Source organism: Rhodothermales bacterium (genome assembly GCA_039944855.1).
GTDB lineage: Bacteria > Bacteroidota > Rhodothermia > Rhodothermales > JANQRZ01 > JBBSMX01.
The window spans coordinates 110,582-126,880 of the sequence record JBDUXZ010000002.1; the positions used below are offsets into that span (position 1 = coordinate 110,582).

Annotated in this window: 13 protein-coding genes; 2 read left to right on the plus strand and 11 right to left on the minus strand. The window is 70.2% G+C overall.

Features of this window, described 5'->3' with window-relative positions; genetic code table 11:
* Window positions 1-38: 38 nt before the first annotated feature.
* The 5 genes from ABJF88_00810 to ABJF88_00830 all read right to left on the minus strand — a co-directional run bounded on the left by ABJF88_00810 (window position 39) and on the right by ABJF88_00830 (window position 6,368).
* Window positions 39-2,624: a transglycosylase domain-containing protein gene (locus ABJF88_00810; GenBank protein MEP0545450.1), complete on the minus strand. Its 2,586-nt coding sequence runs from the start codon at window positions 2,622-2,624 to the stop codon at window positions 39-41.
* 243 nt (window positions 2,625-2,867) lie between these two features.
* The gene (locus tag ABJF88_00815) at window positions 2,868-3,269 is read right to left on the minus strand and encodes a hypothetical protein (protein MEP0545451.1); all 402 of its coding nucleotides are present in this window, start codon (window positions 3,267-3,269) and stop codon (window positions 2,868-2,870) included.
* 109 nt (window positions 3,270-3,378) lie between these two features.
* Window positions 3,379-4,563: a hypothetical protein gene (locus tag ABJF88_00820; protein MEP0545452.1), complete on the minus strand. Its 1,185-nt coding sequence runs from the start codon at window positions 4,561-4,563 to the stop codon at window positions 3,379-3,381.
* Window positions 4,564-4,660: 97 nt separating this feature from the next.
* Window positions 4,661-5,539, minus strand: a complete 879-nt coding sequence (locus tag ABJF88_00825) for a hypothetical protein (GenBank protein MEP0545453.1) — start codon at window positions 5,537-5,539, stop codon at window positions 4,661-4,663.
* Between the two features lie 109 nt (window positions 5,540-5,648).
* Window positions 5,649-6,368 carry a response regulator transcription factor gene (locus ABJF88_00830; GenBank protein ID MEP0545454.1) on the minus strand — a complete coding sequence of 240 codons (720 nt, stop codon included), beginning with the start codon at window positions 6,366-6,368 and terminating at the stop codon, window positions 5,649-5,651.
* A gap of 163 nt (window positions 6,369-6,531) precedes the next feature.
* On the opposite strand from ABJF88_00830, the gene ABJF88_00835 reads away from it, so the two are divergent.
* Window positions 6,532-7,695, plus strand: coding sequence for a helix-turn-helix transcriptional regulator (locus tag ABJF88_00835; GenBank protein MEP0545455.1), 1,164 nt, complete (start codon window positions 6,532-6,534; stop codon window positions 7,693-7,695).
* A gap of 71 nt (window positions 7,696-7,766) precedes the next feature.
* The gene (locus ABJF88_00840; GenBank protein MEP0545456.1) at window positions 7,767-8,846 is read left to right on the plus strand and encodes a hypothetical protein; all 1,080 of its coding nucleotides are present in this window, start codon (window positions 7,767-7,769) and stop codon (window positions 8,844-8,846) included.
* A gap of 152 nt (window positions 8,847-8,998) precedes the next feature.
* On the opposite strand, the gene ABJF88_00845 is transcribed toward ABJF88_00840, so the two are convergent.
* The 6 genes from ABJF88_00845 to argS all read right to left on the minus strand — a co-directional run bounded on the left by ABJF88_00845 (window position 8,999) and on the right by argS (window position 16,282).
* The gene (locus ABJF88_00845) at window positions 8,999-10,978 is read right to left on the minus strand and encodes a von Willebrand factor type A domain-containing protein (protein MEP0545457.1); all 1,980 of its coding nucleotides are present in this window, start codon (window positions 10,976-10,978) and stop codon (window positions 8,999-9,001) included.
* 209 nt (window positions 10,979-11,187) lie between these two features.
* A complete protein-coding gene (locus ABJF88_00850) occupies window positions 11,188-11,706 on the minus strand; it encodes a GNAT family N-acetyltransferase (protein ID MEP0545458.1) in 519 nt (172 codons plus the stop codon).
* 4 nt (window positions 11,707-11,710) lie between these two features.
* Window positions 11,711-12,610 (minus strand): DUF4097 family beta strand repeat-containing protein, encoded by a 900-nt coding sequence (locus ABJF88_00855; protein ID MEP0545459.1) that lies wholly within the window; start codon window positions 12,608-12,610, stop codon window positions 11,711-11,713.
* Between the two features lie 14 nt (window positions 12,611-12,624).
* The gene (locus ABJF88_00860) at window positions 12,625-13,506 is read right to left on the minus strand and encodes an ABC transporter permease (protein ID MEP0545460.1); all 882 of its coding nucleotides are present in this window, start codon (window positions 13,504-13,506) and stop codon (window positions 12,625-12,627) included.
* Between the two features lie 121 nt (window positions 13,507-13,627).
* Window positions 13,628-14,464: a prephenate dehydratase domain-containing protein gene (locus tag ABJF88_00865; GenBank protein MEP0545461.1), complete on the minus strand. Its 837-nt coding sequence runs from the start codon at window positions 14,462-14,464 to the stop codon at window positions 13,628-13,630.
* 75 nt (window positions 14,465-14,539) lie between these two features.
* Window positions 14,540-16,282, minus strand: a complete 1,743-nt coding sequence (argS, locus tag ABJF88_00870) for an arginine--tRNA ligase (GenBank protein MEP0545462.1) — start codon at window positions 16,280-16,282, stop codon at window positions 14,540-14,542.
* Window positions 16,283-16,299 lie beyond the last annotated feature (17 nt).

The window sequence follows — 16,299 nt, forward strand, 5'->3', positions numbered from 1 at the left end:
GACGGAATCCGGGTGCCACCAGCCGCGCGTCGGGGCCTTTATTCGTCGCCGTTTACTGCACTACTGTCAGCCTGCGGCTCGGGATCCGGCGCGCCCTGCCCCACGGCCGGCGGCGGTTCCTCATCGAGCCGGTCGTAGAGCCGCTGCACGGCCGTCTTCGGCGCCTCGTCGTCGGCCGCGGCCTCCTCGGCGTCGTCTCCTTCGTCCGTTTCGATGTCCCCCTCGTCGGTCCCGTCGAAGTCGGAGTCGAAGTCGTCGTAGTCGGAGTAGAGCGAGTCGCTGCCGTAGGGCGATTCGTAGCTGTAGCGCGACGTGTCGGCGGTGGCGAACGAGTCGGCCCAGGCGTCGTCCTCGGGGTCGTAGCGGTCGGTGCGAGCGAAGATGGAGCCGGGCTCGCGGTAGCGGAACGGCGTGTCGAACTCGACGTCCGGGAGCGTCGGCTCGGCCGCGCGGAAGAAGTCGCCGACGACGAGGAGCGCGTTGTGCGCGCCCTGCCCCCACCAGTCCGAGCGGAACGCGACGGCCGGCTCCTCGAAGCCGACCCACGCGCCCGCCACGAGCGTGGGGTGCATGAGGAGGAACCACCCGTCGGCGCCGTTCTGCGTCGTCCCGGTCTTGCCCGCCACATCCGCCGTGATGCCGAACTGGCTGCGGATGCGGCGGCCCGTGCCCTGGTCGATCACGCCGCGCATCATGTGGACGACGGTCTGCGCCACGTCGCGCGGGATCGCCCGCTCCGACGCCCCGCCGAACTCGGCGAGGATGCGCCCGCTCGCCGTCTCGACGCGCGTCACGGGGATCGGCTCGCGGTAGCCGCCGCCGTTCGCGAGCGTGGCGTACGCCGTCGCCATCTCGAGGAGCGTCACGTCGCTCGTGCCGAGGGCGAGGGCGGGCACCGGGTCGAGCGGGCTCTCGCGGACGCCGAGGTGGCGGGCGAGCGAGACCACGTTCGCCGGGCCGACCTCCATCATGAGCTGCGCCGTGATCGTGTTCTTCGACTGCACCAGGCCCTCCGTCAGCGTGAGGTCGCGGCCGGAGTAGCCGCCCGCGTTCGCCGGCCGCCACGTCTGCCGCCCGTTGTCGATGGGGATTGCGACGGCCTCGTCGGGGAACGTGTCACCGGGGAGCCAGCCGCGTTCGAGCGCGGCGGCGTAGACGAACGGCTTGAACGTGGAGCCGGGCTGCCGCCGGGCCTGGTAGACGTGGTCGTAGGCGACCACGTCGAAGTCGCGACTGCCGACCCACGCGCGGAGGTAGCCCGTGCCCGGCTCGACGGCGACGAAGCCCGCTTCGAGCCGGGTCTTCACCGTGCGCAGCGAGTCCATGAACGCGGCGTCGGCGCGGAGGCTGTCGAGCGCGGCGGCCTCGCTCGCCCCGCCTGCGACGAGCTGCTCGAACCGGCCCGTGCTGCGGACGAAGCGCGTGACGAGCTTCGGCTTCGAGCGCCAGAAGTAGTCGAACGGCGTGATGCCGGCGCGGTAGCCCTCGTACGCCGAGAGCCCGCCGCCGAGGCTCGGCATCGACGCCCGGCTCCACTCGACGTCGGCGACGGCTTGCAGCCCCTCGGCCTGGGCGCGGACGGCCGACTCGGCCATCCGCTGCAGGCGGAAGTCGAGCGTGGTGTGGATGACGAGGCCGTCCTCGAAGAGGTTGTAGCCGCGCTCGTCAGCCCAGCTCGTGAGCCACTCGCGGACGTAGCGGGTGAAGTGGGGCGCACGGCTGTCGGGCCCGCTCTGCCGCTCGAAGTCGAGCCCGAGCGGCTGCGTCTTGAGCGAGTCGCGGGCGGCGTCGGTGAGCGCGCCGGCCTTGACCATCTGCCCGAGCACGACGTTCCGCCGCTCGACGGCGCGCTCGGGGTTGCGGACGGGGTTGTAGTAGCTCGTCCCCTTCAGCATGCCGACGAGCGTGGCGGCTTCGAGCACGCTGAGGTCGTAGGCGCGCTTGCCGTAGTACGTCCGCGCCGCCATCTCGACGCCGCGCGCGTTGTAGAGGAACGGGACCGTGTTGAGGTAGGCTTCGAGGATGTCGGCCTTCTCGTACTGCCGCTCGATCTTGAGCGCCGTGATGATCTCGCGGAGCTTGCGGTTGACCGTAAACGAGCGGCCGACCTCGTCGGGGTAGAGGTTGCGCGCGAGCTGCTGCGTGATCGTCGAGCCGCCCTGCCGGTCGCCCGTGACGGTCCGCACCGTCGCCGTCGCGAGCCGCTGCACGTCGATGCCGCCGTGGTCGTAGAACCGCCGGTCCTCGGTGGCGATGAGGGCGTCGATGACGTGGGTCGAGATGGAGTCGAGCGGCAGCCACTCGCGGTTGGAACGCTCGAACTGCGCGAGCTCCTCGCCGTCGGCCGAGACGACGATGCTCGGGCGGACCTCGGCCACGCGGCGTAGCTCGGCCGTGGACGGCGTCGAGGGGATGAGGAACAGGGCGTAGACGACGAGCGCGAGCACGAACGCGAGGCCGAGCGCGATGGGCCCGCCGAGGCCGACGGCGATCCGCTTGGGCCACGGCTGCTCCGGGTCCCGCACGACGGCGGCGTATCGACGGAACGGGGTGGCGGCCCATCGGCCGGCGGCGCGCAAACGAGCGGAGGCGCTCGACGAGCGGGAGGAGGAGCGAGAGGACATAGGGAGACGTGGGCGAGACGAGAGAGGCACCCCCTCCAACTAGGCCCCGCTCGTTTGGTTCAACGCCTCTGCAAAGCCCGCAAAACGAACGGGGGGCAGAGCGCGAGCCCTACCCCCCGTCGGTGTAGGGGCCGTCTGACGGGAGCGCCTTCAGGGGTTAGCCGGGCACTCGGGGGCCATCGACTCGGGCACCCGGCCGCTCCGGGTGAGTGTGATCGTGACGTAGCCCTTCTGCTGCGCGCTTTACTGCCGACGGAGGACGACATCGAAGGCTTCCGCCTCCCCTCCCTCGGTGATGGTCGTGATCGTAATCGTATCCCGGTCGTCGCTCACTGTCCCTCCGATCGTCTCTTGACCGAATTCGTCCTCGATCGTGAGCGCGAGGTTCGGATGATTGTAGGTCCCTGTGCCCGTGTAGCTACTCGTCGTCGGATTCGGTCTGTCGGTATGCAGGGTCGAAGTGCCAGTGAACGCGAAAGAGCCGCTCGCTGTGTCCGGTATTTCGAGGGCGATGAGGGTGTTATCGTTGGGATCGATGTAGCGGCCTTCGTACGTCCCACCGAAGGTGGCGTTGCCGTTCTCGTCTTCATCGTCTGTGGAGTCACAGCCGGTGAGGGCGAGGGCGGGGACGAGGAGGAGCGCCAAGAGCGCGCGGCGGCAAGAGAAGCAGGATGTGTTCATGAGGTTGCGTTTGGTGGTAGTGAGGGCTGGACGGGTGAGTCGGTGCGACGGAATCGGCCCCGGCCGGCGGAGGTCAGCGGCCGATGCGGACTTGGAGGAAATGGGCGTACGTAGCCCCGTCGCTCGCTGAGGCGAGCCCTTCCTGCTGCGCGTAGAGCGCGTAGTCGAGCCGGAGCACGAGGAGGTCCAGCCCCGCCCCGACCGACGGGTAGCCCTGCCCGAATCCGCCCCGGAGCCGGATCGGCCCAAACCCGGCCTCCGCCCCCAACCGGAGCTTTCGAAACAGCCCCTGCCCGTCCTCCGTCGTCGAGGAACTCAGCCAGTCCGCCATCACGGCGGCGCGCCCGAAGCCGCCGAGGCGCTCTGCCGGGACCTGGTAGGCCGCGCCCAGCCGTAGGCTCGGGCCGCCCCGGTCTTCGAGCGCCTCCCGCGCCTGCTCCTCCACATCGGAATCGGCGTCGACGTCACCGAGAAGCCCGTAGAAGTCGGTCCGGCTGTAGGACATCCCGCCCCCGACGAGGTCGTAGACGGCGAGCCCCGCCGTCAGCCCCGGCACCTTCGTTTGGTAGAGCGCGCCGACGTCGAAGGCCAGCGTCGAGCCGCGGAGGAGGGGCGGCGTGTCGAAGTCGTCGATCTCCTCGCGGTAGGCCGAGACGTGGCGCTGGACGTAGCGGCCGGAGACCCCGAGCGTGAGGGGCGTGCCGACTACAGGCGCGCCGGCCGCGAGCGCGACGATCCCGTCGACCTGACCGAACACGGCCGCCTCCGGGTAGCGCGCGCCGGTGTCGACGGCCTGCGCGCGGGCCGTCTGCTGCACGAACGCGCCGAACCCGACGCCAACGCTCCCGGCGCGGAAGCTGAACGAGGGGAGGTGGACCGTCGAGCGGAGCGTGATCGGGGAGCCGAGGAGGTCGTAGGCCCGGTCCTCCACCTCTTCCAACTCCGAATCCGAGAGGTCGTCGGCGTTCGCCAGCTCGTTCTCGTAGAAGTCGATCGCGTCGAGCACACTCGAGCTGGAACCGATGGAGAGGCCGGTGATCGTGACGTGGGCCCCCGTCGCCTGCCCGAGGTGAGCCGGGTTGTAGAACAGCGCCGTGGCGCGGTCGGGGAGGGCGACCCCGGCGTCGCCGCGGGCGAGCATGAGGGGCGACGGCACGGCGGCGCGGGCGTCGGCGGCGCTCTGCGCGCGGACCGGCAGGGACACGGCGAGCAGGAGGAAGAGCGCCGCGAGCGTGCTTCGGAAGAGGCGTTGGAGCATAGTTATTGAGGACAAGAATGGGCGAGCGATGGGCAGGAGCACGAAAGCGAGGAGGCGAGCGGGGCCCCACCACGAACCCCCGCCCGCCTCTTCGCGCTCACCGGACCGGGGTGAGCCGCCGCTTCGCGGCGAAGTCGTCGCCATCGATGCGGCGGTAAGTAAGCTCAAGTGGCTCCGGCCCAAGCTCCGGATGGCGGAGCGTAACCGCTACACCCATCGCCGTGGGACGGCCTGTGGCCGAGGCGCCGGGGTAGTTGGTGCTCGTGTATTCGTCGGGGAGAATCTGAAAAGCTCCAGCGCTCGACGTGATTGAGATCGTCCCGCTCACCCCGTACCCCCCTGCGCTGCTGCCGTTCGGGAACGTCTGAATCACACTGGCCCGCACATCCGAGTAGTCACTGTCCAGGTAGGCCTCCCCCTGGCTCACGACGAATTGGTGGGTCTGGCCCGTAGAGCCCGTAGCCGTGTAGCTGTAGGGGAGCGCCTCGCCGTCGATGCTCTCGAGCTCGTAATCGTCCCGCAGGTTGAAAGCACATGCGTTCACGTCCTGGGTCCACCGCGTGTACGTCTCCGTATAGACGTCGCCGTCGTCTTCGTCAACGATAGTCATCCGGTTGCCGTCGACGGTGATAGTAACCTCGTCTCGGTCGATGCTGCCATCGGAGTTGCGCTCAACGATGGCGTAGCGGTCGCCGCCGAGCGGCTCGATGCGAATTTCCTCGTCGTCCTCTACGTCCTCGAAGCAAGCGAACGGCCCCATGTAGCGAATGGGGAAACCGACTATGCGACCATCAGCAGCGATCTCGACGTAGGTCCCGAGATCCTCATCGGAACCCCACAGGCCGGTCAGGCTGGAGGGAAAGCCGCCATTGTCCCCCCCTTCGTCTGCGGAGTCGGAGTCGCAGCCGGTGAGGGCGAAGGCCGGGAGGAGCAGCGTGAGGAATGCGAAGCGAACGGAGTAACGGAGCAGGTTCATAGAGACACGAGTGGTTAGTGAAGGATGGAGGGCTATAGGCGTCGAGGGCGAGACGATAGGGATTTGCCCGCGCCCCGCGCCTGTGGCATTTGTCACGGATCGGACGTCTTCATCGGCGCTCGACATCCGGAGCGGGCGGGAGGTCGATGAGGCCGTAGCGCCACGCCCACACCACGGCCTCGCCGCGCGTCCGCGCGCCGAGCTTGGCGTAGGCGGCCGAGAGGTGGTTGCGCACCGTCCCCGGCGCGAGGCCGAGTTCGTCCGCGATGCGGGCGTTGGGATAGCCGAGCGCGGCGCACGCGAGCACCTCGCGCTCGCGCGGCGTTAGCGGATCCTCACCTTCGTCGATGTCCTCGCTGCGCCGCCTACCCGGCGGGGCCAGCCGCGCCGCCACGCGGGGGCTGAGGTAGACCTCACCGCCCTGCGCCACCACGCACACCGCCTCCAGTACCGTCTCGGCATCGTCCCGCGTCGAGACGAACCCGGCCACGCCGTCGTCGAGGAGGGCGAGGACGCGGCGTCGCACCGGCTCCGCCTCATCCACGAGGGCGACGACGCGAACGGCCAGTTCGTCGAAAGCCTCCCCGGTAGCCCCCTCGGAGGAGGAATCAGGCTGGGTCCCCCGCTCGTCTTTGTCGAGGAAATGAGGGTGAGAGAGGATCACGTCCGGCGCGAGGCGCTCCCTGAGGTGGCGGAGCGCCCCGGCCTCGGACGCCTCCCCCACGAGGACGACGGCGGGGTGCTGCTCTAGCAGGCAGGCGAGCCCGTCGCGCAGCAACGGAAACGGCTCGGCGAGGACGACGCGGACGGGGGTGGGCGGGGTGGACATGGCGGAAGCGGTGGTTAGGGGAGCACAATTTTGGCCCCGACACCGGGGTCCCGCATAGGACAGATGCCCTAATTTCCCTTCACACTCCGGCCGAAAGGTTCACCGGCACGGCCCCGTTCGTTCTCCTCCCACGAGGGCGCTGGCCCGGCCCCCACCCGCTACGATGGAGCCCCTCTCGTCCGCCCACCTCGCCAGCCTCGCCGGCGCCCAGCAGCTCCTCCTCGCCCCCCTCACGCATCCCTCGCCGGAGGTGTGGATGGCGGCCGTCAACGCCGAACTCAAGACGCTCTTTGGCGCCGAGGGGGCCATATTCATTCTCACCCTCCCCACCGGCCCCCGCGTCATCACCGACCTCGACGCCGGCGTGATGGCCTCCTACTTCGCGCACTTCGCCGCCACCGACGAGGCCCCCGCGATGCTCGAGCAGTTCGGGGGAGCCTGGGCGCTGGAAGAGGACACCCAGCACGTCCCCCTCCACACCCAATACGTCAAAGGGGAAGCGTTCAACGATTGGTACCGCCCGCTGGGGATGAACCGGACCATCAGCCTTCGCGCCTACGGCCGCCCGACCGGCGTGCCCTCGCTGGCGATGGGGTTCTCGGACACGCTCACGGCCGACATCGTCCTCGGCGGCTCGGCGGCGGCGCAAGGGCCGAAGACCGGCCCGGCGCGGACGCTCCTCGCCCTGCTCCAGCCGGCTCTCTCCGCCGGCGTCAACATGCTCCAGCAGACGCTCGGACACCCTGCGTCCGAGCGGCCCAGCGGCTTCGCTTCCCCGCACGTCGCGGCCGTCCTCGACGGGATGGCGACGGCGGTGTGGCTCTTCGACGAGGCCGGCCGCTTCCTCCACCATTCGGCCGCAGCCACGCGCCTCGTCCTCGGCCTTGTGGAAGGGAGCGTGCTGCACGCGGCGGCGGAGCAGCATGCACGGGCGCTGCTGCGGGGCTACCACCAGGGAACGCCGGTCTCGCCCTCCTGCACCGTCGAGGTCGGCGGGGAACGGGTGCGGCTGGTCGGGGCGTACCTCCGCCCGCCGTCGTCGCGGTCGCCTGCCGTACTCGTGCGGGCCGAGGGGGCCCACGTCGTCCTGCCGAGTGAGGAGACGGTGCGAGCGCGGTTCGATCTCACGCCGCAGGAGGCCCGCGTCGCGCACCTCCGGGCGCGGGGCGTGGAGACGGCCGCCATCGCCGATCGGCTCAGCGTGTCGGTCCACACGGTGCGGCGTCACACGGAGCGCGTACTCACGAAGCTCGACGTCCGCCGGGCCGCCGAGATCGGCCCGCTGCTCCTGGCGATGAGCGGCAACGGGGCCGCGCAGTCGTCGTAGCGCCCACGCTGGGCGGCGCGGGCGCACTGCGGCGACGGCGTATACTTCTCGATTCCCGACTTCCCGCCGCCATGCCGCTCCCCCCTCGCTGGACGCTCGTGCTCCTCGCCGCCCTCCTCGCCGCATGCACTGATGTGCCGGCAGAAACGCCGTCGCCGCCCTCATCCGAAGCACGGCCGGCGGCCCTCGCGGAAACCGTCCGCCTGCAGGGCGTCACGCTCGACGCCCGCCAGCCGCCGCCGCCGTCGCTGATGCCGGAGATCGCCGCGCTCGGCGCCACGCACGTCGCCGTCATCCCCTTCGGCTTCCAGCGCCGCACCGACGACCCCGGCTTTCGCACGAACTACGACGCCGACTGGTACACCGAGGGCGACCGCGGCATCCGCGCCCTCGCCCGGCAGGCCGACACGCTCGGCCTCCGCCTCGTCCTCAAGCCGCAGGTCTGGATCGGCAGCCACGACCCCGAGCAGTGGTCGGCGAACATCGGGTTTGAGACGGAGGCCGACTGGGCTGCGTGGGAAGCGAGCTACCGCGACTTCGCGCTGCACTACGCCCGGCTCTCCGCCGAGATCGACGCGCCCCTCCTCGTGATCGGGACCGAGTTGGCGCGCGCCGTGCGCGAGCGTGAGGCGTTCTGGCGTGGCCTCATCGCCGAGATCCGCGCGGTCTACGACGGGCAGATCACGTACGCCGCCAACTGGTACGACGACTTCGAGCACGTGCCGTTCTGGGACGCGCTCGACGCGATCGGCATCCAGGCCTACTTCCCGCTCACCGAGGCCGACGCCCCCACGGTCGCCGACCTCCGCGCGGGCTGGGAGCAGCACGAGCGCGCGATCGAGGCCGTCCACCGCCGCACCGGCAAGCCTGTGCTCTTCACCGAAGTCGGCTACCGCGATGTGCCCTTCGCCGCCGCCCGGCCGTGGGAGTGGCCCGACCGCCACACGCCGACGCTGGAGCCGGACGAGGCGTTGCAGGCCCGGCTCTACGAGGCCTTTTTCGAGGAGGTCTGGCCCGAGCCGTGGATGGCCGGGGCGATCCTCTGGAAGTGGCACCCGCCCTCCGACCGCAGCCGCGTCGGCGACTTCACGCCGCAGGGCAAGCCCGCCGAGGCCGTCATCCGGCGGGAGTTCGGAGGCGGAGCAGACTGACGCCTTTGACCCCCTGCCCGTCGCGCCATCGCAGAGGCTTCGCCTCCGCTCAGGACGCAACGGGCTGTCCCCCTCATCGAGGGGGACAGCCGCGCGAAGCCGGGAGTGAAGACTCGCAGAGTCGGAACGACCGCGAGCGCGGCTGGGGGTCGCTACCGCGTCGCCACCTCCGCCCGCGTCAGCGCGTCGGCCGCGTCGATGAGGCGGACGAACTCGGCGCGGTAGCCGTGCGGGTCTTCACCGCGCGCGCCCTCGGCGAGCATCTTCGCGTTCTCGAAGCTCGCCCGGCCCTTATGCGCCGAGTCCCGCAGCAGCAGCCCGAACTCGGCCACCGACGCGGCGAAGCGGAACGACTCGGACGACGCGACGAGCGGCGTGCCGGCATCGGCGAGCGTCGCTTCGAGCAGGCGGCTCGTGTCGCCGTCCGGCCGCTTGTAGCGGAGCTTCACCGTCAGCAGTTCGGGGTTCGTTGCGGCGTCGCCGCGCACGCGGTGGGCCTGATACTTCAGCTCGTCGACGCTCCCCATCGCCGGAGACTCCACGCCGACGGGCACGATCTCGTAGAGCGCCGTCACGGAGTGGCCCGCGCCGAGTTCGCCCGCGTCCTTCGTGTCGTCGTTGAAGTCCTCGTCGGCGAGCAAGCGGTTCTCGTAGCCGACGAGGCGGTAGGCCGCGACGTGCGCCGGGTTGAACTCGACCTGGAGCTTCACGTCTTTGGCGATCGTGACGAGCGTGCCGCCCATCTCGTTGACGAGCACCTTCCGCGCCTCCGAGATCGAGTCGATGTAGGCGTAGTGCCCGTTGCCGTGGTCGGCGATCGTCTCCATCTTCGAGTCCTGCAGGTTGCCCGTCCCGAAGCCGAGCACGGAGAGGAAGACGCCCGACTGGCGCTCGCGCTCGATGAGCCGCATCATCTCAGCGTCGGACGACGCGCCGACGTTGAAGTCGCCGTCGGTAGCGAGGATGACGCGGTTGTTCTTCTCGGCGTCGAAGTGCTTGCGAGCGAGGTCGTAGGCGAGCTTGATGCCTTCGCCGCCCGCCGTCGAGCCGCCGGCTTCGAGCCGGCCGAGCGCGTCGAGAATCGCCTGCCGGTCGCTCGTCGGTTCGAGCACGACGCCCGCGGCCCCGGCGTAGACGACGATGCCGACGCGGTCCTGCTCGCGGAGGTTGTCGGTGAGGAGCGCGAACGCCTGCTTGAGCAGCGGCAGCTTGTCGGGGCTGTTCATCGAGCCCGACACATCCATCAGGAAGACGAGGTTGCTCGGCGGGAGGTCGGCCGTGTCGATCCGCTCGCCCTGCAGGCCGATGTGGACGAGCCGGTGGTCCGGCGCCCACGGGCACTCCGAGACTTCGGTGACGACGGCGAACGGGTGCTCGCCCGTCGGATCGGCGTAATCGTAGTCGAAGTAGTTGACGAGCTCTTCGATGCGGACGGCGTCGGTGACGGGAAGCGCACCGCCGTCGAGGAAGCGGCGGACGTTGGCGTAGCTCGCCGCGTCCACATCGATCGAGAACGTCGAGAGCGGCGCGTCCGTCGGCCGCTTGAAGTCGTTCTCAACGATCGCGGCGTAACCCTCGCGGTCGACGGGCGGCGGGTTGTTCGTCTGTATGCCGGGGATGAGTTCCAGCGCTCGCGCGTTCGGGCGGCCCGGCGCGGCGGCGTCGGCCGTTGCCTCAGCCGCGCCCGTGACGCCGCGGATCGGGAGGTTGCTCATCTCCTCGCCCAAGAGCACGCGCGGCGCGCCGATGGCGTCTTTCTGGATGATCGGCCGCTCGTAGACGACGGTGATCTCGCCGAGCGACTGCGGGCCGAGCTCGAAGTTCAGTTCCGTCGTGTAACCGTTTCGGACGGGCACCTTCTCGACGGACTGCGGCTGATAGCCGACGAACGAAGCCGTGACGGTGTACTCGCCGACGGGGACGCCGATGATGAAGTAGTTGCCGTCGATGTCGGTCGACGCGCCGAGTTGAGTGCCGTCGACGACGACGTTCGCGCCCGGGAGCGGGTCGCCGAGGTCGTCGACCACCGTGCCGGCGAGCTTCCCGGTTGCGGGGTTGGGCTCGGAGTTGGGGATGAGCCCGGCGACGGCGAGCAGGACGAGGGGGAGCAGGAATAAGCGGATGCGATGCATCACGGCCTCCGTGGGTTGGGTGAGTGAACAGGAAGGCACGCCGGCGAGCGAACCCCGCCCTAACGAAACCCCGGCTGGCGGAAAGGCTCAACGCCAATCGCAGCCCCGGCATCGCGCCGTGCCCTGCACCCTCTTCACCTTTTCTCAACGGAGGCTCCGCCCGGCTTATTGCCGAAACGTCCTCTGTGCGCTCCAATCGACCTTTTCCGCTACGCCCCGGCGCGGTAAAGCTCGTACCCCAGCGTCTCCCCCTTCGCGAGGCAGGCATTCGGAAGTGCCTCGGCCGGGAGCGCGACGGGCACGAACCCCGCCTTCTCCAGCACGCGCCCCGACGCCGGGTTGTGCGCGAGCACGTGCGCGTAGAGCCGCCGCAACCCGATCTCTTCGAAGGCGAACGCGACGATACGCCGCACCGCTTCGCTCGCATAGCCCCGCCCCCAATACGGCCGCCCGATCCAGTACCCGATCTCCGCTTCGCCCCGCGCGCGGTCCACGTTTTTGACGCTGATGTGCCCGACAACCTCGCCGCCCGCTACGATCACGAAGGCATACTGCGTCCCGGCGGCGCGGCCGGGCAGCACGAGGTCTTCGACGAAGCGGACGGCGCCGTCGTCGGGATACGGATGAGGAACGAGGGTCGTCGCGGCGACGTCCGGGTGGGACGCGAGGCGCTGGATCGCGGGCGCGTGCTCCAGCGCGGTGGGGACGATGGCAACGCGTGCGCTCATTCGGCTACTGCGTCGGGGCGACGGGCGCGCCGGACGGCACGACCGTCGTGTCGTCGCGCGGGGTGAAGAGGTCGAGGACGAGGCCGTCGAGTTCGCGGGCGTGCCCGTCGCGCAGCGTAATCGTGCCGACCTCGGTGGTAGCGCGGATCTTCGCGCCGCCCTGCCCGAGCCGACCCCGGAACCGCTGGCTCACGCCGTCCTCGTCGAGGTTCCGGTCGGTGAACCCGAGGCCCTGCACGGAGATCGAGCCCGTCTGCGTTCTCGCGTCCACGGTAGCATTTGCCTCGGCCGGCAGCGCGAGGAGGACGGCGCCGTTCTCCGTTTCGAGCCGCACGTCGGCCTCGGTGGAGAGCGCGGCGAAGCCCGCCTCGACGTTCCCGAGCGTCGTCCGGAGGTCGACCTGCTGCCCGGCGAGCCCGGCGGCCTCGATCGACCCGTTCTCGGCTTCGACTCCAATGTTTCCGGCGGTGCCGGAGAGCCGGACACTGCCGTTCTCGAGCCCGATCTGGAGCGGCGTCGCCCTCGGCACGCGCGCCTCGATGTTCACTTGCGTGCCCTCCGCGTCGTCCGTCCGCACGACGTATTGGTAGATCTCGCCGTCGCCCGCCTCCTCAATCGACATCCGGTCCAGCTTCTTCTGCGCCGTCGTGGCCGACGAGCCGCGCGCGACCTGCTCGAAGCGAAGCTCCGCCTCCTCGCCGTCCGTCCCGACGACGGTGATCGAGCCCACTTCGGCGTCGATGACGAGCGTGCGCGCCCCGAGCCGGACGGAGCGTTCGACGACGGTCCGGGCCTCCTCGCTGCCGAGTTGGAGCCGTCCCTCCTCCCCCCGCGTCACGTTATCGTCCGAGCCGCACCCGGTGAGGAAAAGGAGGGCGAGGGAGCAGAGAACGAGTCGTAGCATGCGAAGAGGAGGAATCACGAAAGCTGGACGTGTTTGATAAACCGGCGCACCGCGAGCCACGACCCGAGCCACCCGAGCGCGGCCCCGACGACGAAGACGAGCGACAGGACGACGAGCGGCGTGCCGCCCGGCCACCCCTGCGCCTGCGGCACCGCGCGGAGCAGCAGCCCGTAGAGCGGCCACACGAGGGCGCCCGCGATGAGCCCCGCCACGACGCCCTGCGCCAAGCCTTCGACGAGGAACGGACGCCGGATGAACGAGTCCGTCGCCCCGACGAGCTTCATCGTGCGGATGAGCATGCGGCGGGCGTAGATCGTCAGCCGCACCGTGTTGCCGACGAGGAAGAGCGCGGCGGCGACGACGACGAAGCCGAGCCCGAGCGCGATCGGCGTGAACACGCGGAGGTTGCGCTGGACTTTGGCGAGCAGCGGCTGGTTGTAGATCACCTCGTCGACGCGGTTGAGCCCGGCGAACGTCGCGGCGATGGCGTCGAGGCTGTCGGCGTTCGCGTAGTCGGGGTCGAGTTGGATGCGGAACGAGGCCGGGAGGAAGTCGGCGTCGGGGAGGGCGCCGGCCTCGTCGCCGAACTCGCGGCGGAACTCGGCGGCGGCCTCTTCGCGCGAGATGAACACGACCTCGTCCACGCCGACGGTGGCTTCGAGCCGGAGACGGAGCGCGTTCGTCGCCTGTGCGTCGGCCGCGTTCGCGACGAAGACCTGCACCTCGCCGATGCGCTGCTTGAGCCAGCGCGTGACCTGCGATCCCTGCCACGCGAGCAGTCCGAAGACGGCGATGAGCACGAGCGCGACGGTGAGGGCGCTCGTGGCCGTGAACGCGGCGAACTTCGCCCGCCGGAAGCCGGCGAGCCCTTCGCGGACGGTGTAGCTAATAGGCACGGGGGCGGCGGTTCGGTGGACTGTGGAAGATGTACAGCAAAATAGCGAAGCGCGCGCCGTAGAGACGCAACATGTTGCGTCTCGCGTTGCCCTTACGCCGCCGGCCACCCCAAAGAGCGGGTCAGCCGGGGATCTCCCCCGCCGGGTACGAGCCGAGCACCCGCACGGCGTCGTTGAGCGCGGGGAGGTCGGCGAGCGCGGACTTCAGCGGCTCAGCCTCGGCGTCGCCCTCGACATCGACGAGGTAGCGGTACGCGCCCGGCGTGTCGGGGCGCGGGCGCGGTTCCACCTTCCACACCCGGAGCCGCCGCCCGACGAATGCGGTGAGACTGCGGAAGAGCGCGTTCGGCACGGCGAGGCCCGGCGTGAGCGCGAGCATCGTCTTCATCGCCCCGCCGCGCTCGGGCTCCACGTTGTCCCGTGCGATGACGAGGAAGCGCGTCACGTTCGACCGCTCGCTCTCGACGTGCTCGGCGAGCACGTGCAGCCCGTACAGCTCGGCCGCCCGCGCGCTCGCAATCGCGGCGACGCCCGCGAGCTTGTCTTGGGCGATCTGTCGCGCCGCGCCCGCCGTGTCGAACGCCTCCACGAGTTCGGCCTGCGGCAACCGGTTGCGGAGCGAGGCCGCGCACTGCCGCAGCGCCTGCGGGTGCGAACGCACCTCACGGACGTCCTCCAGCGCCGTCCCCTCCACTGCGAGGAGGGCGTGCGCGATCCGGTCCCAGCGCTCCCCCACAATCCGAAGGCCACCGACCTCCAGCAGCCCGTCCAGCACCGCCACGATGCTCCCGCCGATGCTGTTCTCGACCGGCACCACGCCGCGCGCGGCCTCGCCCGATGCCACCGCGTCGAACACGCGCCGGAACGTCGGCAAGCCGGAGAGGCGCGCGTCGGGGAAGTCGGCGAGCGCGGCGGCTTCGCTGTACGCGCCGGGCTCGCCCTGGTACACAATCGTCATAGGTCGTGGCGTAGGGCACACCCGCGTGTGTGCCCGCATTCGGGCTGCAAAAAGGGCGGACACGCGGGTCCGCCCCTACATCTGTTCCGGCGCGGAGATCCCGAGCGCCGCGAGGCCGTTGCCGAGGACGGTCCGCGTGGCGCGGGCGAGGGCGAGCCGCGCCGCCGCGAGCGCCGGCTCCTCGCCGACGATGTGGCAGTCGCGGTAGAACTGGTTGAACGCCGTCGCCACGTCGCGGAGGTAGGTCGCCAGCCGGTGCGGCTCCATCGCCTCCGCCGCCGACGCGATCTGCTCGGGCAGGCGGAGCAGCTCTTTCATCAGCGCCGTCTCGCTCTCGTGACTCAGCAGCTCCCACTCCGGGCTGTCCGTCACCTCGACGCCGACCTCCTCCGCCTTCCGCTCAATCGAGCAGATACGGGCGTGAGCGTACTGGAGGTAAAAGACCGGGTTCTTCTCGCCCGCCTCCTTCGCGAGGTCGAGATCGAAGTTGAGGTGCGTGCCGGGGCTGAGCATGAGGAAGAAGAACCGCACCACGTCCGGGCCGACCTCGTCCACGAGGTCGTCGAGCGTGACGAAGTTGGCCTTGCGCGTGCTCATCTTCACCGGCTCGCCGCCGCGCACGAGCGTCACGAACTGGTAGATCAGCACGTCGATCTTCGACGCGTCGCCGCCGAGCGCTTCGACGCCGCGCACCACGTCGGGGTACGTCGCGATGTGGTCGGCGCCGAAGACGTCGACGATCCGGTCGAAGCCGCGATTCAGCTTGTCGAGGTGGTAGGCGATGTCGGGCAGGCGGTACGTCGGCTCGCCGGAGGACTTGACGAGCACCTCGTCCTTCTCCTCTTCCTCCCCGCTCTCCTTCGTCGTGACGGTCTTGCCGAGCCGGCCGGTCCTGAACCACACGGCACCGTCTTTGTCGTAGGCGAGGTCCTGCTCGCGCAGTCCGTCCACGACGCGCCACACGGCGTCGGAGTCGTAGAGCGAACGCTCGTTGAAGTACGTGTCCATCTCGATGCCGAGCCGCTGCATCGACGCTTCGATGTCGGCGAAGATGGCCTCCTGCGCGGCCTGCTGGAACGGGCCGGTGTCGTCGGAGCGGACGGCGTCCGTGAGGGCATCGCCGCGCTCGTCGTAGAGGCCGCGCGCGATGTCGGTGATGTAACCGCCGAGGTAGCCGTCGTCGGGGAACGTCTCGGGCACGGTCACCGCGTCGTCGCCGGTGCCGAGCGTCTTCGTCGGCATGTCGGGGCGGACGAGGTGCTCGTAGCGGGCGCGGACGCTCTCGCCGAGAATCCGCATCTGCCGGCCGGCGTCGTTGAAGTAGTACTCGCGCGTGACGGCGTAGCCCGTCCAATCGAGCAGGTTCGCGACGGTGTCGCCGAGCACGGCGTTGCGGCCGTGCCCCACCGTCAGCGGCCCCGTCGGGTTCGCCGAGACGTACTCGACGATCGCCGTCCGGCCGGCGCCCTCGTCGGTCCGCCCGTAGTCCGCGCCCTGCGCCAGCACGTCGGCGACGCCGCGCGCGAGGTAGGCGTCGGCGAAGCGGAAATTGATAAAGCCGGGCCCCGCGATCTCCACGCCCGCGATCCGGTCGGGGTCCACGTCGAGCACGTCCACGAGCGCCTCGGCGACCTTCCGGGGGTTCTGCTTCAGCGGGCGCGCGAGCTGGAGCGCCGCGTTCGTGGCGAGGTCGCCGTGCTCGGGCCGCGCCGGCGTCTGGAACTCGACGTCGAACGTGGCCGGGTCGAAGCCGTCGTCGGAACCGTCCGTGATCTGGGCGAGGGCGAGGCGGAGCTGCCGGGCGAGATAGGCTTTCATACGAGACTCGGGCGTTG